The 22,094-nt window shown below is 65.7% G+C and carries 23 protein-coding genes; 3 read left to right on the forward strand and 20 right to left on the reverse strand.

What is annotated here, in order from left to right:
- Nucleotides 1–397 precede the first annotated feature (397 nt).
- Nucleotides 398–2,260, reverse strand: a complete 1,863-nt coding sequence (gene speA / locus HND55_01345) for a biosynthetic arginine decarboxylase (GenBank protein QKK01408.1) — start codon at nt 2,258–2,260, stop codon at nt 398–400.
- 63 nt (nt 2,261–2,323) lie between these two features.
- Between speA and speE the strand changes: the two genes are divergently transcribed.
- Nucleotides 2,324–3,160 (forward strand): polyamine aminopropyltransferase, encoded by an 837-nt coding sequence (speE, locus tag HND55_01350; protein QKK01409.1) that lies wholly within the window; start codon nt 2,324–2,326, stop codon nt 3,158–3,160.
- A gap of 38 nt (nt 3,161–3,198) precedes the next feature.
- Here the strand turns inward: speE and HND55_01355 are convergent, their stop codons facing one another.
- The 6 genes from HND55_01355 to HND55_01380 all read right to left on the reverse strand — a co-directional run bounded on the left by HND55_01355 (nt 3,199) and on the right by HND55_01380 (nt 10,180).
- Entirely contained in the window at nt 3,199–3,627 is a 429-nt protein-coding gene (locus tag HND55_01355) for a DUF3617 family protein (protein QKK01410.1), read from the reverse strand.
- Nucleotides 3,628–3,822: 195 nt separating this feature from the next.
- The gene (locus tag HND55_01360; GenBank protein ID QKK01411.1) at nt 3,823–5,715 is read right to left on the reverse strand and encodes a TonB family protein; all 1,893 of its coding nucleotides are present in this window, start codon (nt 5,713–5,715) and stop codon (nt 3,823–3,825) included.
- Complete coding sequence (locus HND55_01365; protein QKK01412.1) at nt 5,712–6,113, reverse strand: BlaI/MecI/CopY family transcriptional regulator; 402 nt, start codon at nt 6,111–6,113, stop codon at nt 5,712–5,714. Before HND55_01365 ends, HND55_01360 begins: the two co-directional genes overlap by 4 nt.
- A gap of 64 nt (nt 6,114–6,177) precedes the next feature.
- Complete coding sequence (gene hrpB / locus HND55_01370) at nt 6,178–8,658, reverse strand: ATP-dependent helicase HrpB (protein QKK01413.1); 2,481 nt, start codon at nt 8,656–8,658, stop codon at nt 6,178–6,180.
- A 21-nt stretch (nt 8,659–8,679) separates the two neighbouring features.
- Nucleotides 8,680–9,237 (reverse strand): thioredoxin family protein, encoded by a 558-nt coding sequence (locus HND55_01375; protein QKK01414.1) that lies wholly within the window; start codon nt 9,235–9,237, stop codon nt 8,680–8,682.
- Nucleotides 9,238–9,283: 46 nt separating this feature from the next.
- A complete protein-coding gene (locus HND55_01380) occupies nt 9,284–10,180 on the reverse strand; it encodes a LysR family transcriptional regulator (GenBank protein ID QKK01415.1) in 897 nt (298 codons plus the stop codon).
- A gap of 107 nt (nt 10,181–10,287) precedes the next feature.
- Here HND55_01380 and HND55_01385 point away from each other — a divergent pair, with 107 nt between their 5' ends.
- Together HND55_01385 and HND55_01390 are read left to right on the forward strand one after the other, a co-directional pair.
- The gene (locus HND55_01385) at nt 10,288–10,890 is read left to right on the forward strand and encodes an FMN-dependent NADH-azoreductase (GenBank protein QKK01416.1); all 603 of its coding nucleotides are present in this window, start codon (nt 10,288–10,290) and stop codon (nt 10,888–10,890) included.
- 23 nt (nt 10,891–10,913) lie between these two features.
- Nucleotides 10,914–11,822, forward strand: a complete 909-nt coding sequence (locus HND55_01390) for a pirin family protein (GenBank protein QKK01417.1) — start codon at nt 10,914–10,916, stop codon at nt 11,820–11,822.
- Here HND55_01390 and HND55_01395 read toward each other — a convergent pair.
- The 13 genes from HND55_01395 to HND55_01455 all read right to left on the reverse strand — a co-directional run bounded on the left by HND55_01395 (nt 11,791) and on the right by HND55_01455 (nt 21,836).
- Nucleotides 11,791–12,351 carry an SCP2 domain-containing protein gene (locus HND55_01395; GenBank protein QKK01418.1) on the reverse strand — a complete coding sequence of 187 codons (561 nt, stop codon included), beginning with the start codon at nt 12,349–12,351 and terminating at the stop codon, nt 11,791–11,793. The two genes, HND55_01390 and HND55_01395, sit on opposite strands and share 32 nt — an antisense overlap.
- Nucleotides 12,344–12,997, reverse strand: a complete 654-nt coding sequence (locus HND55_01400) for an SCO family protein (protein ID QKK01419.1) — start codon at nt 12,995–12,997, stop codon at nt 12,344–12,346. The genes HND55_01395 and HND55_01400 overlap by 8 nt, the downstream gene beginning before the upstream one ends.
- 5 nt (nt 12,998–13,002) lie before the next feature.
- Nucleotides 13,003–13,353: a cytochrome c gene (locus tag HND55_01405; protein QKK01420.1), complete on the reverse strand. Its 351-nt coding sequence runs from the start codon at nt 13,351–13,353 to the stop codon at nt 13,003–13,005.
- 115 nt (nt 13,354–13,468) lie between these two features.
- Nucleotides 13,469–13,939, reverse strand: coding sequence for a ferritin family protein (locus tag HND55_01410; protein QKK01421.1), 471 nt, complete (start codon nt 13,937–13,939; stop codon nt 13,469–13,471).
- Nucleotides 13,932–14,138, reverse strand: coding sequence for a hypothetical protein (locus tag HND55_01415; GenBank protein ID QKK01422.1), 207 nt, complete (start codon nt 14,136–14,138; stop codon nt 13,932–13,934). The genes HND55_01410 and HND55_01415 overlap by 8 nt, the downstream gene beginning before the upstream one ends.
- Nucleotides 14,131–15,528: a cytochrome C oxidase subunit I gene (locus HND55_01420; protein QKK01423.1), complete on the reverse strand. Its 1,398-nt coding sequence runs from the start codon at nt 15,526–15,528 to the stop codon at nt 14,131–14,133. Before HND55_01420 ends, HND55_01415 begins: the two co-directional genes overlap by 8 nt.
- On the reverse strand, nt 15,525–16,046 hold the full coding sequence (locus HND55_01425; protein QKK01424.1) for a hypothetical protein: 522 nt from the start codon (nt 16,044–16,046) through the stop codon (nt 15,525–15,527). The genes HND55_01420 and HND55_01425 overlap by 4 nt, the downstream gene beginning before the upstream one ends.
- A complete protein-coding gene (locus HND55_01430) occupies nt 16,043–17,611 on the reverse strand; it encodes a hydrogenase iron-sulfur subunit (GenBank protein ID QKK01425.1) in 1,569 nt (522 codons plus the stop codon). The genes HND55_01425 and HND55_01430 overlap by 4 nt, the downstream gene beginning before the upstream one ends.
- Nucleotides 17,608–18,387: an SCO family protein gene (locus HND55_01435; GenBank protein QKK01426.1), complete on the reverse strand. Its 780-nt coding sequence runs from the start codon at nt 18,385–18,387 to the stop codon at nt 17,608–17,610. Before HND55_01435 ends, HND55_01430 begins: the two co-directional genes overlap by 4 nt.
- Before the next feature lie 33 nt (nt 18,388–18,420).
- Entirely contained in the window at nt 18,421–19,356 is a 936-nt protein-coding gene (cyoE, locus tag HND55_01440) for a protoheme IX farnesyltransferase (GenBank protein ID QKK01427.1), read from the reverse strand.
- A gap of 3 nt (nt 19,357–19,359) precedes the next feature.
- Nucleotides 19,360–21,060, reverse strand: a complete 1,701-nt coding sequence (locus tag HND55_01445) for a cytochrome C oxidase subunit I (GenBank protein QKK01428.1) — start codon at nt 21,058–21,060, stop codon at nt 19,360–19,362.
- Nucleotides 21,061–21,079: 19 nt separating this feature from the next.
- On the reverse strand, nt 21,080–21,625 hold the full coding sequence (locus HND55_01450; GenBank protein QKK01429.1) for a cytochrome C oxidase subunit II: 546 nt from the start codon (nt 21,623–21,625) through the stop codon (nt 21,080–21,082).
- Nucleotides 21,626–21,650: 25 nt separating this feature from the next.
- The gene (locus HND55_01455; protein ID QKK01430.1) at nt 21,651–21,836 is read right to left on the reverse strand and encodes a hypothetical protein; all 186 of its coding nucleotides are present in this window, start codon (nt 21,834–21,836) and stop codon (nt 21,651–21,653) included.
- Nucleotides 21,837–22,094: the final 258 nt, after the last annotated feature.

Consider the following 22,094-nt stretch of genomic DNA (forward strand, 5'->3'; position numbering starts at 1 on the left):
TGGAATGGCAGATCGGACCGGTGCCGGGGTCGGCACGATCAGCCCGAACTCGCGGCCGAGTTTCGCGGCCACGACACCATGCCCACCCCTGGATTGGTGCACAGATGGTACATGATTTCATCAGTGGTGGCATCCTGCGGGTGTGTCTGAACGTCGCGGATGCGACCGTGAGCTGCGAACCCGGCACCCGCCATCGGGTAGATCGGCGCCGCGTCCCCGACGAACGACTGCGCCCACCCGTAGGTCGGGGCCGCGTCCCCGACGAACGACTGCGCCCACCCGTAGGTCGGGGCCGCGTCCCCGACGAGCGACTGCGCCCACCCGTAGGTCGGGGCCGCGTCCCCGACGAGCGACTGCGCCCACCCGTAGGTCGGGGCCGCGTCCCCGACGGAAGACTTCAGGTTTCCAGATAGGTATAGGCCGACAGCCCTTCGGCCAGCAGGCGTTCGAGCTGTTCGGCCTGTTCGCGCGCCAGGCCTGCTGCGGCCACCCGGGCACGACAGGCGGTCATCAGCTCCCGCGGGTTGTAGCCGACCAGCTCAAGCAGCGTATCGGCGGTGTCTCCGGCGCGCGGGTTGGCCAGGTGGAAACCGGAGTCGTCGAGCCGCACATCGACGCTATCGGTGTCGCCGAACAGGTTATGAATGTCGCCAAGCGTTTCCTGGTAGGCGCCGGCCATAAAAATCCCCAGCAGGTAGGTTTCGTTCGACTCGATGCGGTGGACCGGCAGGGTCGGCTCGAGCAGGCCGCGATCGACGTAGTGGTCGATCCGACCATCCGAGTCACAGGTCAGATCCTCCAGCACGGCGCGCTCGGTTGGTTCCTCGTCGAGGCGGCTCAGCGGCAGAATCGGGAAAACCTGATCGATCGCCCAGATATCGGGCAGCGACTGAAAGATCGACAGGTTGATGAAGTACTTGGCAGAGAGCTGATAGCGGATGCGTTCGCCCAGCTCGCGGTGGCGGCGGTGTTCGGGGTCGAGCCGTGCGGAAACGCGCTCGAGAATGACGTTGTACATCGGCTCGAGCCGGGCGCGCTCGGTCAGCGGCAGGTCGCCGTACAGGAACAGGTTGCGGCCTTCCTCGAGCAGATGCTCGGCTTCGAGAAAACTCTCCTCGGGCTCGCGCTCGTCGATCTGCTCGAGCACGTCGGCCAGGCCCCGAATGACAGCGGGTTCATCGGGCTGGGCATCGCCGGCGTCGCGCGGCAGGGCCTCGGTGGCCGTGACATTGGTGACCAGTACGGCGTGATGGGCGGTCAGGGCGCGGCCGGATTCGGACAGCAGCTCCGGTGTGTTCAGGCCGTGTTCGCGGCACAGTTCGGCAATGCCGGAGACGATGGCCTGGGCGTATTGCGCCAGCGAGTAGTTCATCGAGCAGAAGCTGCGCGTGCCGCCGCCCTCGTAATCGACGCCCAGTCCGCCGCCGATATCCAGCCTGCGGATGCCGATGCCGCTGGCAACGAGTTCGGCAAAGTAGCGCCCGGCCTCCCGAACGCCGCGCTGAATGTCGCGCAGGTTGGAAATCTGGGAGCCCATGTGGAAGTGCAGCATTCCCAGCCAGTCCAGGCAGCCGTCCTGTTGCATCTGCGCAGTCAGGGCCAGCACCTGGCTGGCGGCCAGCCCGAACTTGGCCCGCTCGCCGCCGGTGTTCTGCCAGTTGCCGGTGCCCAGCGATGACAGGCGCAGGCGCACGCCCAGCTCCGGGGTGAGGCCAAGCCGTTCGGCTTCGCGCCGGATCAGCGGCCACTCGCCGGGCTTTTCGATCACGATGATCGGCTCCAGGCCCAGCCTGGCACCGCTCAGGGCCAGGCGGATGTAGGCGGCGTCCTTATAGCCATTGCAGACGATCACCGCACCAGGCCGGCTGACCGCCAGGGCCGTGATCAGCTCAGGCTTGCTGCCCACTTCCAGCCCAAGGCCCTCGACCGTGGCCAGGGTGCGCACCACGCTGGATTGCTGATTGACCTTGATCGGGTAGACCGGCGTGTAGCGGGCGCCATAGTCGTGATCGGCCATGGCGGTTTCAAACGCCTGACCCAGCTGAGCTGCCCGCGCGCGCAGAATATCGGGAAACCGCAGCAGCAGTGGCAGTCGCAGGCCTTCGCGCCGGGCCTGTTCGACGACCTCGCTCAGCGCCAGGCCATGCTCGAGATCAGGGCGGGCCAGGACGCGTCCGTGGTTGTCCAGGTCGAAATAGCCCTCCGACCAGCGGTCGACCGCATAGCGACGTCTGGCGCGCGCGATGGTATCTTGATCCATGGGCGTGATTGTAACGGGCAATTCGCGCTAACATCGTGTCCCGGTTCCCTCAGCTGTGCTCCCATGCTTTCAAGCGACCGCAAGTGGTTTACCGAAACCTGTGCCGAAGCCGGCAGCGCCGGTTCCTGGGCGATCGAGGCCCATCTCGCCCATGAGGTGACCGACTACCAGACGATCGATGTCTATCGCACCACCCACTGGGGCAACCTGATGGTTATCGACGGCTTTGTCATGCTGACCACGCGCGATAATTTTCTCTATCACGAGATGATGAGTCATCCGGCGTTGTTTTCGCACCCGGAGCCAAAACGGGTCCTGATCATCGGTGGCGGTGACTGCGGCACGCTCAGGGAAGTGCTGAGCCATGAGAACGTTGAAGGTTGCGTCCAGGTCGAGATCGACGAGCAGGTCACCCGCCTGGCAGAAAAGCACTTTCCGGAACTCTGTGAGCGAAACGACGATGTACGCGCCGAACTGCGCTTCGACGACGGTCTGGCGCACGTCAAGGGCCTTGAGTGCGGCAGCATGGACGTGATCATCGTTGATTCGACCGATCCGATCGGTCCGGCTGAAGGCCTGTTCGGCCCGGAGTTCGTCGCAGACTGTTTCGCGGCCCTGGCCGATGGCGGCCTGCTGGTGCAGCAGAGCGAATCGCCGCTGCTGCACGGCAGGCTGATTGCCGGCATCCGCACCAACATGGCGAGTGCCGGTTTTACCACCATCAGGACCCTGGGCTTTCCGCAGCCCTGTTACCCTTCGGGCTGGTGGTCGGTGACCCAGGCCAGGAAGGGCGGCCCGATCGAGCCGGTCAGCGAAAAGCGATTTGCCGCCAGCGGCCTGAAGACCCGCTACTTCAATGCCGGCGTGCACGTCGGCGCGCTGGCGACCATCATGCCCTGACCCCGCCGTCTCGGACGGGGCCAGGAATCATTGGGCGTTCAGCAGTCGCCGATGCGGCGTCCGTCCATGGTGATGTTCATGGTCATTTCGCCCATCGGCGTCTGCATGCTGCCGTTGACGGTGCCCGTGGCGCTGTCGCCGTTGAACTGCATGGAGGCCTCCATGGTCATTTCAGATCCATCCGGCTGGGTGCAGGTCATGGCGTAGTCCATGCCGTCCCGGCGCACGTTCTTGTGCGTGATGTCGCATTCGTCGACATCATCAAGGAAGGCCTGACCCTGCTCGATCTCCTCGGCTGTGACGCACTCCTCGTTGGACTGTTCCTGGTCCGGCAGCGGAAACTCGGGACCAAAGGTAACCTTGTTGTTGTACTGCCACATTCCGGGCTCGATGTTCGGGGTTTCGTCAGCAACTGCGGTGCTGGCCAGGCCGAGTAACAGCGCGGCGGTAAACGTGCGTGCAATCATTGTGCTTCTCCTTGGATGTCGACGGCGGGCCCGCCGGCCCGTGTGGTGTGAATGGTGACGGCGCAATCGCTGGCCGTGCAATCTACGGTGGCAACCCTGCCGCCCGATGTGCCGGGCATTGTACCGCGGCTTTGAGGCAGGCAGGCGGCGAGGGACTCCGTGCGGGCGCGAAACCGGCGCGCCCCTGTTGTCCGCTCAGCAGCGCGGGATGCGTGATCCGAGCAGGTCGATGCAGCCCGCCTCGTCATCCAGTTCGAATTCGAAGGTCAGGCGGACGCGGTGGCTGACCGGTTCGCTGCCCCGGCGAAACGGTTCGAACTGCCACTGCCCGATGGCCTCGATGGCCGCCTGGCCAAAGTCGAATCCCCGCGGCTGTTCACGGATCAGCTCGATCGCCTCGACCCGCCCCTGCGGGGTGACGCTGAACATCACTTCGGCGGTTCCGTTGGTGCTGCGGCGCCGGGCGCGCGCGGGGTAGTCCGGCTCGATTCGCTCAATGACCTCACCACCGGTCAGTGGCGGGTGTGACTGAGACGGGGCGGCTGCGCTCGCGGCAGACGGAAGCGTTGGCAGGCTGACCATGGCCAGCGCTTCGGCCGGTTCCATGACGGTTGCCGGCGGCTCGGACGCAGACCACGCCATGGCCGCGCTGTCCGCGGTGGCCGGCTCCTGGGTCGTGGCCGGTTCGGTCGGCACCGTCGGTGCGGGTTGGTCGCTCGCGCTCGCGGCTGGCTCGCGGCTGGGAACCGCGGCCGGGTCGACGACCGGTGACGAGGCCGCGTCGACCGGAGACGCAGACCGCCCGAGGTCCGCATCCGGGCCCGATTCGCTTGGCGCCGACGGGCTCGGGTCTGGCTCCGGCAGCGGATGATTCTGCGGCGTTGCTGGCGTCAGCTCGCGCGGCGGCGGGTCGAGCCGCGGACTGACCGGCGCGGAACCCGTCGGAGCCTCGGTCGCCGCTGTCTCTGATCGAGCCTCGGTTTGCCGCCGCTCGTGCGGTTCAGGCACGACCGTTGAAGGTGGCGCGGGCCGTTCGGTTGCAGTCGGCACGACCGCTGCGCGATCGTCCGGGCGCAGGCTGGTCGCCTGCTGCTGCGGTGGCGGCGAAAGCAGGCCAACCCCGGTCGCCAGCAGCGCGATCAGACCGAGCAGGGCGACCGGCACCGTCAGTCCAAGCTGACGATCACTTCCGCTGCGTTCAACCAGGCGCCGGATACGGCCGAGAACCTGACCGTCATGCACGGCCAGGGCGAGACGCGTACCGCGGTAGCGCATCCGTTCCAGGGCCGCCAGCATCTCCACGTAGGACAAGCGGTCCTCGGTCACGGCCACGGCAAGATCGTCGCAGGCGTTTTCCCGCTCGATACGAATGCGGCGCGAAATCCAGCGCACGACCGGGTGATAGAACAGCACGGTCTCGATGATCGTCTGGAACAGGTTGACGATATGATCGAAGCGCCGGATATGCGCCAGCTCGTGGGCCAGGACCATTTCGATCTGTCTTATCGGCAATCCGGCGACAACGGCCGGCGGCAGCAGCACCAGCGGCTTGAGCCAGCCGATGACCACCGGCGACCCGATCCCGCGCGAGACCGCCAGTTTGACCGGTCGACGAATGTTCAGACGGGCAAGCAGCGCATCCAGAGCGGGTGCGAGTGGCCGGACGGCCGCGAAATCCGCGCTGCGCCGCAGCCGCTGCAGGTATTGCCAGCCGAACAGCAGGCGCAGGCTCATGATGATGACGCCGGCCAGCCAGCCCAGCACGATCCAGCGCAACAAGGCGTGGCCGCTCGAGCCGGCCTCGGCGCTCGCTGTCAGAACCAGCAGCGACGGTGCAAGATCTTGCGCTGCCCCCGGTTCGGCCACCGGCACGGAAGGCTGCATCAGCAGTACGCCGAGGGTCAGTGCCGGCGCGACCGCAAGCGCGGCAAGGGCGAGCACGGCCGTCGCGTAGCGGGTGCGGGCGCTGGCCGTGCAGGCCAGTCGCGAGATGGCGGCGAAGGCCAGACCGATCAGCGCCCCCTGCCACAGGAAGTGCAGCAGCGCCAGTCCAAGCGCTTCGACCAGTGCCTGATTCAAGCCGTTCATGCCGCCGCCCCTCCGCTTGATTCATTCCGCAGGCGCTCGATCAGCGCCTCGATCTGGGTCAGCTCCTCGGCACTGGCCGGTCGCGATATGCCCAGGGCCTGCAAGACCAGCTGCGAGGCCGAACCTTCGTAGACGCGATCCATGAAGTCATCGAGCATGGCGCGCTGCGTGCGCTCCTCCTCGACTGCAGCCTGGAATACGTGCGCACGCTGGGAATCATCGCGTGCGACCAGGCCCTTGGCGTGCATGATCTGCATCTGCTTGAGGGTGGTCGTGTAGCTGTGACCGGCCTGCTCGGCGACATGTTCATGGACGGTGCGCACGGTCGCCGGGCCGTGATGCCACAAGAACTGCAGAATCTTCAGTTCCGAGGGTGTCGGTGTGAGTGTCTGGGTCATGACGGGCTCCGTCAGTATGCGCCGGGCGGGCGGCGACGAAATCGATCGTACTTGATCATCGAATCTAGCGCGTCGACTCGTCGCTGTCAATGCCGCGCCTGGTCGGCCGCGCGCGCTCGGTGGCGTCTGCTGCCAACGGATCCTCCGGCCAGGGATGCTTGGGGTAGCGGCCGCGCATGTCCTTGCGGACCTGCCCGTAGGCGTTCTGCCAGAAGCTGGCCAGGTCGGCGGTGACGGCCAGCGGCCGGCCCGCCGGGGAGAGCAGGTGCAGGGTAACCGGAACCCGGCCGCCGGCGACTTTGGGTGTGTCGGCACAGCCGAACATCGCCTGCAGCTTGACGGCCAGCACCGGGCCGCCGTCAGCGCGGTAGTCCAGGCGCGCCGCGCGGCCGGTGGGCAGGGCCAGGGTGGCCGGTACCAGCCGGTCGAATTCCGGCAGGTGCCGGTGCCCGAGCCGGGACTGCAGCATCGCGACCAGATCCAGGGACTGCAAATCGCTCCAGCGGCTCGTGCCGGCCAGCCAGGGCAGCAGCCAGTCGTCCAGGCTCTCGGCCAGGCTGGCACCGTCGAAAGCCGGCCAGTGCCGGGGTTCGAGGCGGTGCAGCAATTGTGCGCGGGCCTGCCATTGCCGGGCCGCCTCGGTCCACGGCAGGGTGTCGAGGCCCTTGCGCCGGACGGCGGCCAGCAGGCCGGCCTGCAGGATTTCCGGGTCGGGCTGCTGCAGCTCGGTCTGTTCGAACACCAGCGCTCCGAGCCGGCGTTGCCGGCGGGCGACGACCGTGCCGCGCCGTTCGTCCCAGTCGGCCGATTCGAGAGTCTCGATGCGCTCGGCGAAATCATTCTCCAGGTCGGTCCGGTCGACAGCGGCGGCCAGGAAGATGCGCGCCTCGCGGGCACGGCCGTCCAGCTCGCAGGCAACCAGCCACTCCTCGCCGGCCAGCGGGTCGGCCTCGTCGAGCAAGGCGCCGCGGCCATTGGCCAGCAGAAAACGCCCGCGCTTGCCGCGCGAACGGGCGATGCGATCGGGCCAGGCATGCGCCAGCAACCGCCCGCTAGCCTGCCGGCACGTCGCCGTGTCCGATTCGCGCCCGGTCAGCTTGTCGGCGGCTTTCCGGGCCCGCAGCAGGGCACCGGTGGGACGCTTGGCCTGGCGCATCCGCGACAGCCTGAGCTGGATGTCGGCGCTGTCGTGCAGCCCGCCGCGCTCCTGCAGCAAGCCGGCCAGCTCGGCCGCGGTCCTTGCCAGGCCGATCTCGCGACCGACCAGAACCATATGCGCCAGGCGCGGATGCAGGCCCAGCGAGAGCATGGCTCGACCGTGTGGCGTGATGCGTCGGTGCGCATCCAGCGCGCCGAGCTGCCGCAGCAGTTCGGCGGCCTGCTGCCACGGCGCCCGGGGTGGCGGATCCAGCCAGGTCATCCTGGCGGGGTCGCTCACGCCCCACTGCGCCAGCTCGAGGACGACCGGGGCAAGGTCGGCCGATAGGATTTCCGGTGGTGTGTGTGCCTGCAGTCTGGTCTGTTCGGCCTCGCTCCAGAGTCGGTAGCACACGCCCGCCTCCAGCCGACCGGCGCGGCCACGGCGCTGCTCGGCCGAGGCTTTCGAAACCCGCTCGGTGACCAGGCGGGCCATGCCGCTGTTGGGGTCGAACCGGGCCCGGCGCTGCAGGCCGGCGTCGATGACGATGCGAATGCCTTCGATGGTCAGGCTGGATTCGGCAATCGCGCTGGCGAGAACGACCTTGCGTTGCCCTGGTGGTGGTGGCTGGATGGCCGCATCCTGCTCGGCGGCATCGATCTGGCCGTGCAGCAGGCACAGCCTGACGCTGTCCGGCAGGCGCCCGTTAAGTCGTGCGGCGAGGCGGCGCATTTCCCTCATCCCGGGCAGGAAGACCAGGGCCGAACCGGTCTCCCGGTCCAGCGCCTCAAGCAGGCACGCGGCCATGTGCGTCTCCGGGCGGTCGCGCTGGCGCGGACTTGCCGGGCGGTAGTGCACGGCGACCGGATGGCTGCGGCCCTCGGCATGGACAACCGGACAGGGTCCCAGCACGGTCGCCAGCGCTGCCGTATCCAGCGTGGCCGACATCACGACAAGGCGCAGATTCTCACGCAGCGCCTGCTGGGTCTCGCGCACCAGCGCCAGGCCCAGATCGGCCTGCAGGGAGCGTTCGTGGAATTCGTCGAAGATCACGGCGGCATAGTTCGGCAGTTCGGGGTCGGACTGGATCAGGCGGGTCAGAATGCCTTCGGTCACCACTTCGACCTGCGTGGTCTTCGAGATCCGGGAATCCAGCCGGGTTCGATAGCCGATCGTCTGGCCGGTGCGTTCGCCGAGCCGGGCAGCCATGAATCGCGCCGCCGAGCGTGCCGCCAGCCTGCGCGGCTCGAGCATCAGAATGCGACGCTCCTGCCGCCATGGCGCAGCAAGCAACGCGATTGGCACCCGGGTGGTCTTGCCGCTGCCGGTCGGCGCCTGCAGCAGGACCGTGGTGCGGTCCGCCAGAGCGTCGAGCAGCTCCGGGAGAACGGTGTCGACGGGGAGCATGGGCGAGGTTCGGTTTACGGCTCATTCCCGCCACTTGATGTTGCAGCCGATTGACGGTTTTTGCTCCTGCGGCACCGGCTGGCCCTTGATCAGGGCGTCAAGTGCGGCACGGATGTCGCCGCCGGTGACCGGAATACCGTTGCCGGGCCGCGAGTCATCGAGCTGGCCACGATAGACCAGCTGCCGCTGACCGTCGAACAGGAAGAAATCCGGTGTGCAGGTGGCGCCGTAGGCGCGTGCGACATCCTGGCCAGCGTCATGCAGATAGGGGAATGGAAAAGCCTTGCTGCGGGCCAGCTCGGCCATGCGCTCCGGGCGATCCTGAGGATAACCGGTGACGTCATTGCTGCTGATGGCCACGCTACCGATGCCGCGGTCGGCGTAGTCAGCGCCAAGCCGTACCAGCTCATCGAGCACGTGTCTGACGAACGGGCAGTGGTTACAGATAAACATGACCAGCGTGCCCGTTCGACCGGCCGTCTCGTCCAGCGCCACGGTTTTTCCGGTGGCGGGCTCCGGCAGCTCGAAATCAGGCGCGATCGTGCCCAGCGGCATCATGCTCGACTTGGTTTTTGCCATGACGACTCCTTGTGTAACGTCCGGTTCTGGCGAGAATGCGGGGTGATCAGTTTACATTGCCGGAGGCGGTGCGCTGAAGCAATGCCGCCAGTCGCCGGGCAGCGGGGCCGGTGGCTTCGGCGTCCGCCAGGACCAGGTACAGCGTGGCCCAGCGCACCCGTCCGCGCTCAAGCGGCAGGGGCTGGAGCTGGCCACGCTCGATTTCCCGCCGAATCGTGTCCTCGGCATACCAGGCAAAACCCAGGCCCATACAGGCTGCGCGAATGGATGTGGCCTTGCTGCTGACTGTCCAGCGCCGCTCGCTCACGCGCCAGGCCGCGCTCGAGGCCGGCTGACTGCCGCTGTCGCGCACGACCAGGTGTCGATAGGGTCTCAGGTCCTGCCGGGTCAGCGCCCGGCCGAGTCGGTGCAAGGGGTGATCAGGCGCGGCTGCGGCGATAAACCGCACGCGCATGAGCGGATCACCGACGAAGCCGGGAGGGATCGACGACGCGATGGCCAGGTCCACGGCGCCCCGGGTGAGCAGTTCGGTGGTCCCGCCCAGAACCGACTCGTGCAGCTGCACCCGCATATCGGGATAGTCAAGGGACAATCGATCCAGGCATTCGAGCAGCAGCCAGGTCGGGAAGATGATCTCGGCGGCCAGGCGCAGCTCGGCTTCCTCTCCGGCCGCCAGGCGAGTTGCCAGGCGCTCGAGCTGGCCAGACTCCTCTAGCAGCGCGCGGGCGCGGCGATAGAGCGTGCGGCCGACATCGGTGACCACGGCCTTCCGGCCCCGGCGCTCGAACAGCTCCACGTCCAGCAGCGCCTCGATGCGGCCGACCGCGTGGTTGAGCGTCGACTGCGACTTGTGCACCGCTGCGGCTGCGGCCGCGTAGCTGCCGGCCTCCACCACGGCGACCAGCGCACGCCACTGCTCCAGCGAGACTCTTGAATGCTCCATATTCGATTAAATCGAATGAATATTGCCAAATAATGCGCTTTTTATCCGAATTGATCAAACATATAGTCATTCGGAACCCAGACACCCAGACACCAGGAGGCAAACGAATGAAAACCCTGCTCGTCATCAAGTCCAGCCTGTTCAACCGCGAGGGCCAGTCCAGCCAGCTCGTCGACGCCTTTGCTGCGCGCTGGCGAACCCGGCATCCGAACGGTCGCGTGCTGTGCCGCGACCTCGCACTCGACCCGGTCCCCCATCTGACGGCTGATGCATTTGCAGGCTTCGGCCGCGAAGCGGCTGAGCGCTCACCGGCGCAGCATGCGGCCGCAGCGATCTCCGATACCCTGGTGGCCGAACTGCAGGCAGCCGACGAAATCGCCCTGGGCCTGCCGATGTACAACTTCACCGTACCGTCGACCTTCAAGGCCTGGATGGACCATGTGGCGCGCGCCGGGGTGACTTTCCGCTATACCGAACGCGGACCGGAAGGTCTGGTCGGCAACAAGCCGCTGTACGTTTTCGCTTCACGCGGTGGCCAGTATGCCGGCACCGGGATGGATACGCAGACGCCGCTGATCCGGCAGTTCTTCGGCATGCTCGGCATCCGGGACGTGCATTTCACCTACGCCGAGGGGCTGGCCCTGGGCGACGAGCAGGCCGAACGCGCCCGAACCCGGGCCGCCGAATCCATCGAACGGCTGGCTGCCTGAGGCAGCCTTCAGGGAGCAAGCCCATGAACAGCACGCGCGCTGTCGAACGCATCATCGAATCCCTGCCGGCCACCGACGGGGCCGGCGTCAAGCTGCGCCGCAGCCTGGGCCAGCACGCCCGCGACTGGGCGCGAGTGGATCCGTTCCTGATGCTCGACGAGTTCTACTCGGACAATCCCGAGGACTACATCGCCGGATTTCCGCCGCATCCGCATCGCGGTTTCGAGACGGTGACCTACATGCTCGACGGGCATATGCGCCACCAGGACCATCTTGGCAATACCGGCATTATCGGCCCCGGTGGCGTGCAGTGGATGACCGCCGGAAGCGGGGTGATCCATTCCGAGATGCCGCAGCAGGCCAAAGGTCGTATGCGGGGCTTTCAGCTGTGGATCAACCTGCCGGCGGCCGAAAAGAGGAAGCCGCCCGACTATCGGGATATCCCGTCCGACGATATCCCCGAGCTGGTTCTGAGCGCTGCCCGCATCCGGCTGATTGCCGGCTGCCTGAACGTGGACGGGCGAGCGATCGCCGGGCCGATCAATCCCGACGGCAGGCGCTCAACCGATCCGATGTACCTCGACGTCCGGATCGAAGCCTCTGGCGACGTCGAACTCCCCGTCAGTGAGCGCTGCAACGCCTTTGTCTACCTCTACGATGGCGAGGCCGCCATCGGTCAACGGCCGCTGGTTCGGCGCGCGGCGGCGGTTCTTGGTCCGGGCGGGATCCTGCGGATCAACGCCGGCCCAGCGGGTGCCGGTCTGCTGCTGATCGCGGGCCGGCCGATCGGTGAGCCGGTGGCGCAGTACGGACCGTTCGTGATGAACACGCGAGCGGAAGTCGAACAGGCGATTGCAGACTACCGTGCCGGGCGACTGGTCGTTGGACAGGGAATGGCGCCTACTCCCGGGCCTGCGGAAGCCCGGGGGTGACTGTCAGTTCCTTCTGTGCCCGGATGCGGCGGGCAAAGCGCCCGGCGCGGTTGAGGACGATGCGCAGGGCCAGCGGCAGTTCGTCGAGCGGCAGGCGGTCGAGCAGGTTGCGGGTGGTGAGCCCGATGGTGGTGTTGCCGATGACCTCCAGGCGGCGCTGGAAGAACAGTGTGTCGGGATCTTCAAGACGTGAGGCGAGCAGAATGAACTCGACGGCCCGGCCGCGAATGGTGCTGTCGGCCGGCTCGTCTTCGCCAACGGTTTCCAGGCGGTGCCCGGCGCTGGTGATGACCCAGCGCAAGTCCATGTCGCTGACCTCGATGGCCAGCCGGTGTCCCGACAGGTAGGCGAAATCGCCCCCGGCGACCATGTCGCCGAGCAGGTGATTGAGCAGCTGCTCGAGCAACTGACGCTGCAAAGGCTGCGGACAGCAGCGGACCGGCAGAGCGACCAGGCGCGGCGGTGGCATCCATCGGGCCACCAGGTCAAGCGGACGGGACAGGTCTGGTCGTAACATGATGTCAGCCATGCCCCAGATACTCCACCAGACGCAGAAACTGCTCGGTCATGCGCTGTGGTTCCAGCGGTGGCGGCAGTGCCCCGACCATGCGACCGTCCGGTGCGATGACCATCAGTGAGGCGGTGTGATCGATGCTCCGATAACCGGTTTCGTCATTGAATTCGAGGTATTTGACCGCCAGCGAGTCGGCCAGTCGCGCAATCTCGTCCTCGGTGCCGTGCAGGCCAATCAGCGCCGGATCGTACCAGGCCAGATAGTCGGCCATCTCGTCGGGTCGGTCGTGCTGCGGGTCGACCGTCACGAAAACGGTCTGTACATTGTGCAAGGCGTCTTGCGTGTCGAGCAGCTTGCGCATTTCGCGCATGGCCTGCAGGCTGGTCGGACAGACGTCCGGGCAGCTCATGTAACCGAAAAACACCAGGCTCCAGTGCCCCCGCAGATCGTCATTGGTAAAGCGTTCGCCGTGCTGGGTGGTCAGCACGACCTTGGCCAGCGCCCGCGGTTCCGGCCACATCACTGCCCGAACCTCGGCCGGGGCCTGGCCCCAGCCGGTGGCGTCGTGCGGCAAGTCGCGGCCGATCAGCATCCCGCCGGTCAGGCTGGCCGCCATGACCATGATCAGCGCGGTGGCCAGCAGCGCGCGCCGGAGATTCATCGCGGTCAGTCGTCGAGGCTGCGGATGTAGGCAATGACGTTGTCGAGGTCGTCACCCTTGAGCGCGTGGCCGAACGCGGTCATGGTCGGTGCCAGGCCGACTGCGGCTCCGCCCTGGGTGATCACCGTCTTGAGATGCTCATCGTCCACCGAGGCCTGCCATTCGGCATCGCTCATGTCGCGTGGCGAGGGGTTGAGGGCGGCAGATGCCGGACCATCACCCTGGCCGGTCGGGCCATGGCAGGTGGCGCAGAGCTGCTTGAACTTGGCCTCGCCGGCAGCGGCATCCGCGGCCAGTGCCGAGCCGGCCAGCAGGTTGCCGGCGCTTATAACAACAGCGATCATGAAAACTCGCATCTTGACTCTCCTTTTTGCTCCTGGAAGTGAGGTTGCTCTATCGTAGCGGTGCGCCGGCCGGACGCCATGAACTGTGCCTGAATGGCCCGCCGCTAAAGATGACTCGATTATACACTTATTCGGATTTGTCCAGCTTCCGCAGCCAGCGCTGGAGATGCTCGACGTGTTCGCCTTCCTCCTCCGCGAACTCCTGGGCCAGTTCCTGTACGTGTTCGGATCGGGTCTGGCCGGCGACCGCCGAATAGAAATCACAGGCGCGGCGTTCCGTTTCCAGCGCGGTCTCAATGGCGCCGCGCGGCGTGATACCGTCCAGCCTGGCGTGTGCCAGCGGGTTTTCCGGGCTGTGTTCCTCCGGCCAGGTCAGGTCATCGACTGTCTCGTCGAATACCTGGCCCAGCTCGCGCTGCTGGATCTTGTGCACCTCGGCCAGATGCAGGCGGGAGAATTCGCCGAACCGGGTGAACAGCTCGGCCACCTCCGGATTGCCGGCCTCGCGCATTTGTTCGGCCAGGCGATCGTAGCCGGTGGCCGCATCGGCCTCAAGCATCGCCGCACAGCGCAAGAACAGTCCGATTTGATCAATCATGAGCGGTTGCCCCGCCACTGAACAGCGCCGACATCAGCCATTGTGCAGTCAGCAGCAACACCAGGAAAACGATAAAAAAGATTAGCATACGCCAGGCACCAAGCGGCTCGCTGTGCTGCCGTTCGATCGCCATGACGGCATGATGGGCAATCGCGTAGGCCACGACGATCAGCAGCCCGAACAGCAGCACCTCATACATGCCCGGATTCCTTGTGCAGCACGGCAGCCGGGGACCGCGGGCGGGTCAGCAGTGACTGCAAGAAGGCAACGAGAAACAGGACCCCGCCGGTGATCGCAATCAGGCCGCCGATACCCATGACGACCATGCCGCCGATTTGCGCCAGTCCCTCAAGACCCTGCGCCGCGCCGGCGGTCTTGCGCTGAACGCCGTGGCCGCCGGAGAAGGCCAGTCCCACGATATGCAGGATTTGACCGCTGCCGTAGACCCACGGCAGCGCCAGCACCAGACGCTTGCGTGCAGGGGCAAATCCGAACTGCGGCAGCCAGTGCAGAGCCAGCGCCATGAACGCCAGGGTGATGGCGACGATGCAGCCGTGGTAGTGCGCCGGGATCATGGTGTTGGACTCCTCGATCATGAAGCCCAGCATGCCGCCCAGGCCGAACAGGCCGATCGAGAACAGCAACGCGGCGCGCAGGCCACGCGTGGCGGTGTCACCGCTCGCCGGGCTGTGCCGCCAGCCGATAATCAGCGCCAGTCCCAGTGGTCCGGCGGCCAGCCCCCCGGCCGCGGCCATCAGCCAGATGAAAAACTGGCGATGACCCGGGCTGCCGACGTCGTAATACAGATAGCCCCAAACGGCCAGGAATGCCGGCGCGACGCCGGCCAGCAGCAATACCATGGCCAGGCGCGGACTGAGCGGAACACGCAGGCGCGCGGCTCCTGCCAGCCAAAGCCAGGCAACCAGCATGAACTGAACCCAGGCAAACTGCAGGACGTGTCCGCCGCCCCAGAACAGGACTTCGTAGTACTGCACACCCTCGGCCCAGGCCGGCAGGGTCAGCAGTGACCAGAGGACCATGCCTGCGGCGAGCACCAGCGCAATCACGCCGGTGTGGACACCGAAACGCAGGACGCCGGTCTCGGGCGGGCGGGCGCTACCGGGCAGGGGGTAGAGCATCGAGCGCAGCGCGCTGATGAGCGTGCCGAAAGCGAAGATGGTCAATCCCCACATAAACAGCCGATTGTCGAGAACCGGCACGTAGTTACTCATGATGGCCTGTCCGGGCCGAAACGGTGACAGCGATAGCAGGAGCACCCCAACCGCCACAATCGCCAGCCCCGCCCAGCCGGTCACGGCGCCGACCGGGCGGCTGGTCAGCGTCCAGAGCACGGCGCTGAACGCGGCAAACCACACCAGCACCGAGAAGTCGACGTGCACCACGATGGCCAGGTGGAAGAAATTCTCCAGCGGGAACAGCTGGCTCACGCCCGGCGTTCGGGAGGCCAGGATAAGCAGAACGAACACGCCAGACAGCAGCAGGGCCAGAACCGCCATCAGCAGCCAGGCGCGCGCCAGTGAGCGGCGGAAGTCGGCCGGTACGGTGAGTGACCACGGTGATTGCGTCATGATGATTCTCCTGAAACGCTGCGGGCATCGACTGACACGCCATCGTCGCCGACCTCGATCAGCGCCGCCTGACCCGCATTCAGCTCCAGCTGCACGCGGTGCTCTAGATCGAATCCGGACTCTCGCGGCGTGTCGCGCAGCTTCAGCTCGAGTAGGTAACGTCCGGCCGGCACGGGAAAGCGCTCGAACAGATAAGATCGGCCGTCGCCGCTTAGCCCGGCCGGCTCAATAATGCGATCAAGGACGATTTCGTCATTGAGCCGCAGCTCGACGACCGTTGCCGCGCGGCCGCGCTCGCACACCTCGCTGACCCGACGGGTAGGCGGCAGCTCGGCGCGCTCGGCTTCGCTGAGCTGACGGCAGGGCACCAGGCGCTCTGACAGGTGGGCGAGGCTGAACTTGATCAGCGCCTGACTGGCATCGTAGGGGCTGTAGGCCAATCCCTGACCGAGCAGGCCAATGAGCGCGGCAATCGCTGCCCATGTCATGATCTGACCAATCAGCGCCAATGGCTTCATGAGGCCTCTCTCCGGCGCTGTGAGGTTCCCTGTAGCTGCTCGGCCCCTTCCAGTGACAGGCGAAAGGCATCGATTTCGGCCTGCAGCCGGACCTGTTGGCCCGCCTTGTAACCGGTCAGCAGCACGCGCTCGCGCGGCACGCGTCGACGCAGCATCGGTTGTCGCTCACGCTCTATGCGGGCCCGGATCCAGCGATCGCCGAGGCGGTGGTGGCAGTCGCAGCTGTCGCAGCCGGTGATGACCACTCCGGGATAGCCCGCCTGGCGAATGGCATAGCCGATCCCGGCGGGTGGCACCATGCCGATGCAGGGCAGGCTGAGCGAATGCAGCGCGCGACCGGGCAGCCGGCTGACGTCGACGGCGTGATCGCAGCCAATGACCAGCACGGCATCGGCGGGACCTTCCTGGCTGGCCTGGTCAATGGCCCTGCGAAAGTCATCGAGAGGCACGTGTTCCATTTCGATGCCGGTCGTCAGCGGGTCACGCTTGCGGTACGGTGAGGACGAGGGGCACGATCCGGTGCAGATACCGCAGGAGACGCATAGCGCAGGATTGACACGCGCTTCGAGCGCGAAGTTGCGTCCATCGGTGCGCGGCACCATGTCGATGGCACCGTAAGGGCAGTCCTCGGCGCAGAAGCCGCAGCCGGTACAGTCGGGCAGGTAGACCTCGGCGATCGGCTGGGCCCTGCGTGGCAGCACCCAGGGCAGGGCAGCCAGCAGCAGGGTCGCGCCGGTACACAAGGCCCAGACTGTGCCTGGAGAGGTGGCCGACTGCAGCGGAAAGATCAGCAGGTAGAACCAGTCGATCGTCATTGAGCCCGGCATCATGTCGAGGTCGGCGGGCGGGTGACTGGTGACCGGCATGATCACCGACAGAACCAGCAATGCCGCGAGGCAGCCGAACATCAGCTGGCGCGGCGGGTGGATCCGCGGATAACGGATTCGCAGCAGATGAAACCAGATGGCCAGCACGAGGATGACCGGCAGGCCCACGAGATGAATGAAGCCGATGAGCGTGAAGAGGCGCCCGCTGACGGATTCGTTGCTGACGAAATTCCGGCTCATCGGATCGGTGAAGATCGGCAGCACGTCGAGCAGTTCGGCGCTGGCTACCGCCACCCAGGCCGCCAGCTCGTCCCACACCATCCAGTAGCCGGAGATGCCGAAGACCACGGTAATCCAGATCAGCGGCATACCGGTGACCCAGGAAAACCATCGTGGTCCGGTCAGGCGCACGCGCAGCAGCTCGCGCAGCAGATGCAGACCGATCAGCAGCATGGCCGCATCGGAGCTGTAGCGGTGCAGGCTGCGCATGATGCCGCCGATGTACCACTGTTCGTGGGTGATCGACTGGACCGATGCCCAGGCCCCCTCCAGGTTGATGCGGTAGAAAATGAACAGGTAGATGCCGGTGACCAGCGCAATGTAGAAAGCGTAGATGGTCAACGCCCCAAGATGGTGAAACGGGTTGGCGGCGCCGAAGGCGCGCGTGATCAGCGCCTCGATTCGCGCGAGCAGGCGCGCGGGCGCGGCCGGCCCGGTCCGGTCTGAAGCGGACTTCACGCCGACCTCCGCCGCCGCAGCGCTTCACGCACGGTCCAGCTTCCGATCAGCAGCAGAAAGACGCCGCCGACAAGAATCCCCATGAATAGTGAATAGTCGAAGTAGTAGCGATCGCCGCGGGCGTCGTAGACGGTACAGAACAGGCGTATCCGGTCGCCGATCTGTGCCAGCAGCGACCGCTCGCTCGCGGGGCGGCGCCAGACCAGGTCCTTGAGCGGTTCGACCAGCATCGGTGCATCGAAGATTTCGCCGTAGACCTGGCGGTAAAGCGACCGGTCTCGATCGATCAGGCTGACCTGCACGGTGTGATCAAAACCGCGGGGACTGGTTTGGTAGACAAAACCGACCTCTTCGATCAAACGGTCGAGTTCGGAGCGCTTGTCGGCCACGGCAAACAGCCAGTTGTCGTCCTTGACGCCGTGTCGCCGGGCATACTCGGCCATGGCTTCAGGCGTGTCGACGGGAAAGTCGAATCCGATCGTCAGCATCGTGAAACTGTCTTCTCCCAATGCATCGCGGGCGGTGCGAACAACCTGGCCGAGATAGCGCGTCGTGACGCTGCAGGAATGGGCGCAGGCGGTAAAGATCAGGCTGATGCCCAGCGGGCGCTCGAGCAGCTCTGCCAGGCTGTGCCTGCGGCCGGTCGTGTCGATCAGGGTGAGATCGCTGATGCGGTTGCCGATCGCGTTCTGGCTGACTTCAAGCGCCCGGTCGCCGGGCGCGGCTTCGCTGGCCGATGGATTGAACAGGCCGATAACCAACAGCGCCGATGCCAAGGCAGCGCCGGAACGTCGAACCGGCTGAGGCACTTAGGGCACCGCATGCATGGCAAACAGCCCGGCCAGCAGCAGGCCGAGCTGAATGAGTGAAGCCTTGAACGCGGCCATGGTCGTCGCGCGCGTGGTATTGCGTGCCATGGCGAGAGTCGTCCAGGCCAGCCACAGGGCGCCACCGCCGCCGGCGAGCCAGACGATGGGCGAGCCGGTGCAGGCGATCAGCAGCAGCGTTGCGACAACCAGTGCCCCTGTGTTGATCAGGTTCCAGCGCACCGCGGTTGCCACGCCCCGGGTCACCGGCAGCATCGGGACGCCAGCGCGGGCGTAGTCGTCAGCAATGGCGATGGCCAGCGACCAGAAATGCGATGGCGTCCACAGAAACAGGACAACGGCAAGAAGCACCACCGCCGGGTTGCCCACGTCACCGAAGGCTGCCGCGCCGGCCAGTACGGCCCAGCTGCCGGCGGCCCCGCCGATGACGATATTCCAGTCGCTTCGACGCTTGAGCCAGATGGTGTAGACCAGCGCGTAGGTCAGGGCGCCGGCGGCCACCAGCAGGCCGCTGGCGAATCCGAAGCAAAAGCCCGCCAGGAGCGAGCCCGCTGCGATCATGGACAGAAACAGCAGTGCCCAGGCCGGCCGCGCCTGAAGCGTGCCGTTGACGAACGGACGCTGCCGGGTGCGGCCCATGACGGCATCGATATCGCGGTCCCAGTAGTGATTGAAGGCACCGGCCCCGGATGCCGCGATCAGCACGGCCAGGGCCAGCAGCAGCGAATCAAGCGGGGCCGGCCAGGCCTCAGCGGCCAGAACCGCACCGCCGAGCGCCGAAAGCATGATCGCCACGCCAATCCGCACCTTGAACAGGGTGGCGCACACCGCGAGCAGGTTCGTGCGGCGCTGCGAGGCTGCCGGCGCGAGCGCCGGCAGCACCTGCCCCTGGGCTGCTTGTTGCCGGGACACGGACATGGTCTAGCTGAATCTCCAGACCGAAGCGAGGTAGCCGTAGTTGACGAAGAAGTAGACGACGAAGATCAGCAGCAGGAACATCGCCAGGACGAACGTACCTGGGGCCGGGAAGCCCTTGAAGCCGATCTGGCCATGCCCGACCAGCGACTCGGACGGACCGCGCAGCACGGCAGGGCGCGTCTCGCTGTATTCGGCCGGATTGGTCCGCTGGCCGAACAGGATCGTGCCGACAACCACCACGACAAAGCACATGCCGCCGAGCACGGCGATGATGGCGCTGACCCCGTTGAGTGCCATCAGGGTATGAGCCATGCCCGGGTAGGCCCACTCGAAGGCCGAGCCGGTGAAGGCCATGTCCCAGTGGCGGCGCGATACCCCGAGGGTGCCGGCGCCCATCATGAACAGGGTCTGCAGACCGGTGCCGATACCGAACAGCCACGGCACCCACTTGGCCAGACCGGGCATGAAGGTCTTGCGGCGGAACAGCACGGGCACCAGCCACAAGGTCATTGCCATAAAGGCCAGGGTGGTGCCGAGCACGACGGTGGCATGGAAATGGCCGGGCACGTAGATGGTGTTGTGAATCAGAAAGTTGACCTGCTCACTGCCCATGACCACCCCCGAGATGCCACCGATAAAGCCGAAGCCCACCAGCGACAGGAACATGCCCGAAAAGACCGGATTGCCCCAGGGCGCCTTCCTGAGCCACTCGAACAGGCCCTTGTTGTGTCCCTTCTCGCGCTGGGCGACCTCGATCGAGCCGGGCACGGTCAGGCCGTGGACGAGGCTGGCCAGCACCGCCAGGTACATCACGTAGCTGGTGTTGAAGATCTTCCACTCGGTGCTCAGGCCGGGGTCACCCAGCAGGTGGTGGGCCGAGGCCACCGAGATGAACAGGATGTAAAGGAAGAACGCGCCGCGGCTGACCTTTTCCGACAGCGGTTTGGCACCAAAGACAATGGCGGCGATGGCGTACCAGATCGACACGTGGGCGGCTACGTTGATCTGCTGCGAGGTATGGCCCAGGCCCCACCAGACCAGGCGGTACATCAGCGGATCGATCTCGGAGATGTAGCCGATCGACCACAGCCAGGTCGGGATCAGGATGATGGCGCCGCAGGCGATGGTGAATACCGCCAGGATGGCGGCGGTCAGTGCACCGAAAGTGACCAGCGGCACCGACCCTTCATAGGTCTTTTCGTCGCGCGCGATGGCCAGTGTGCCAAAGAAGATGAACACCCCGATCAGGGCGCCGACGGCAAACAGGATCAGGCCGAAGTAGAACTTCGGATCGGCCGGCATCGGCACATACGAGGTCATCATCACGCTCGACGATCCCGCGATGATGGCCCAGGAAGTGATCGCGGCACCGACGAGCATCAGGCCGAAGGCGACCCAGCCGAGCCTTGGCGTGGCGATCCGGCTTCGCAACAGCACCGCCGAACAGAAATACAGCAGCGCGATCTCGAAATACAGGATCCAGACCAGCAGCATGACGACGCCGTGGCCGGTCAGAACGGTGTAGAAGTCCTGGGCGTTGAGAATCTGCACGGCCGGCCAGCGGGTCAGCGCGACCAGCAGACCGAGCAGACCGCCGACGGCGAGAAAGATCACCGCCGCAACGGCATTGGCCTTGATCAGGTTCTCGGCCGGCCGGTGAAACACGAGCCCGGTCTCGGGGCAGGTGCGGAATTGTGGTTTCATGATGGGTTCCCTCGGTTGATCAGTTGTCGACGACGTAGATGCGACTCAGCATTGTGTGGTGCATGATCCCGCAGTACTCGTTGCACACGACCGCATACTCGCCGGCCTCGGTGGGCGTGATGTTGAGCACCATGTCGTAGCCGGGCAGAACCTGGAAATTGATGTTGATCGGCTGAATCGACAGACCGTGCTGCCAGTCGGCCGAGGAAACGTGAAAGCGATAGGTCTCGCCTTTCTGCAGCTCCAGGATCGGATACCACTCCCACAGTCGGGCGAGCAGGTAGACATCCCCACCGGCCGGCGGTCGCACGACCGGAATTTGGCGGTCGGTCTCGTGGCGAACGGTGTGCGCCTCGACGAACTCGTTGACCTTGGCGACGTAGTCCTGCGGATTGACCCGGTAGGCTTCACCAGAGTAGTTCTGCTCGCCGTAGACGTGCCAGTAAGGCATGAAAAAGAACATGATCAGGCACCAGACGAGCGCAATGGCGATCCAGACGATCTCGACCCGATCGACCGGTTGCTTCCACCATACTCGTTGTGCCGGCGGTTGAATGGCACTCATTGATAGGCTCTCCCTGATACTCGAGTCAGTTGCCGATGGGCACGGTGACGATGTTCATCACGCCCCAGATAATGTAGGTCACGGTCGGAATCGTGACTCCCAGAAACAGCAGCAGAAACGGGTTGTCCAGAATCCGCTGCATGGTCGGCAGGCGTTCCTGCCGGTCTTCACCGGATTCGTCTCCGGACTCGTTATGATGCGTTTCATTCATGGTCTGCTCTCCCGGGCAACGGAATTAACATGTACATTACATGCATGTTTAGGGTCGCATGTAGCCGTCGCGAGAATCTATCATCGGGTCGCAGCGGCGGCATTGATGCGAATCAAGATTGATCCCGGTCGCGGCACAACGGCTGTTTGACCTGAGTCATCTTGCCGGCGAAAGACCGCGGGCAGACTAGGCGATAATCCCGGCGCGTCGGTCGCCCTGTGCCGCGCGAACCGCCGGGCTTGTGCTGGCGCTGCCTGC

The sequence above is a fragment of the Pseudomonadota bacterium genome (assembly GCA_013285445.1).
Classification (GTDB): Bacteria; Pseudomonadota; Gammaproteobacteria; order Xanthomonadales; family Wenzhouxiangellaceae; genus Wenzhouxiangella.

Coding starts and splice junctions, on each gene's coding strand:
- speA (QKK01408.1), bottom strand. CDS start 2,260: ATGGATCAAGATACCATCGCGCGCGCCAGACGTCGCTATGCGGTCGAC.
- HND55_01400 (QKK01419.1), bottom strand. CDS start 12,997: ATGAATCTCCGGCGCGCGCTGCTGGCCACCGCGCTGATCATGGTCATG.
- HND55_01385 (QKK01416.1), top strand. CDS start 10,288: ATGAAAACCCTGCTCGTCATCAAGTCCAGCCTGTTCAACCGCGAGGGC.
- speE (QKK01409.1), top strand. CDS start 2,324: ATGCTTTCAAGCGACCGCAAGTGGTTTACCGAAACCTGTGCCGAAGCC.
- HND55_01390 (QKK01417.1), top strand. CDS start 10,914: ATGAACAGCACGCGCGCTGTCGAACGCATCATCGAATCCCTGCCGGCC.
- HND55_01380 (QKK01415.1), bottom strand. CDS start 10,180: ATGGAGCATTCAAGAGTCTCGCTGGAGCAGTGGCGTGCGCTGGTCGCC.
- cyoE (QKK01427.1), bottom strand. CDS start 19,356: ATGTCCGTGTCCCGGCAACAAGCAGCCCAGGGGCAGGTGCTGCCGGCG.
- HND55_01445 (QKK01428.1), bottom strand. CDS start 21,060: ATGAAACCACAATTCCGCACCTGCCCCGAGACCGGGCTCGTGTTTCAC.
- HND55_01360 (QKK01411.1), bottom strand. CDS start 5,715: ATGAACGGCTTGAATCAGGCACTGGTCGAAGCGCTTGGACTGGCGCTG.
- HND55_01375 (QKK01414.1), bottom strand. CDS start 9,237: ATGGCAAAAACCAAGTCGAGCATGATGCCGCTGGGCACGATCGCGCCT.
- HND55_01365 (QKK01412.1), bottom strand. CDS start 6,113: ATGACCCAGACACTCACACCGACACCCTCGGAACTGAAGATTCTGCAG.
- HND55_01410 (QKK01421.1), bottom strand. CDS start 13,939: ATGATTGATCAAATCGGACTGTTCTTGCGCTGTGCGGCGATGCTTGAG.
- HND55_01425 (QKK01424.1), bottom strand. CDS start 16,046: ATGAAGCCATTGGCGCTGATTGGTCAGATCATGACATGGGCAGCGATT.
- HND55_01455 (QKK01430.1), bottom strand. CDS start 21,836: ATGAATGAAACGCATCATAACGAGTCCGGAGACGAATCCGGTGAAGAC.
- HND55_01355 (QKK01410.1), bottom strand. CDS start 3,627: ATGATTGCACGCACGTTTACCGCCGCGCTGTTACTCGGCCTGGCCAGC.
- HND55_01395 (QKK01418.1), bottom strand. CDS start 12,351: ATGGCTGACATCATGTTACGACCAGACCTGTCCCGTCCGCTTGACCTG.
- HND55_01450 (QKK01429.1), bottom strand. CDS start 21,625: ATGAGTGCCATTCAACCGCCGGCACAACGAGTATGGTGGAAGCAACCG.
- HND55_01405 (QKK01420.1), bottom strand. CDS start 13,353: ATGCGAGTTTTCATGATCGCTGTTGTTATAAGCGCCGGCAACCTGCTG.
- HND55_01415 (QKK01422.1), bottom strand. CDS start 14,138: ATGTATGAGGTGCTGCTGTTCGGGCTGCTGATCGTCGTGGCCTACGCG.
- hrpB (QKK01413.1), bottom strand. CDS start 8,658: ATGCTCCCCGTCGACACCGTTCTCCCGGAGCTGCTCGACGCTCTGGCG.
- HND55_01420 (QKK01423.1), bottom strand. CDS start 15,528: ATGACGCAATCACCGTGGTCACTCACCGTACCGGCCGACTTCCGCCGC.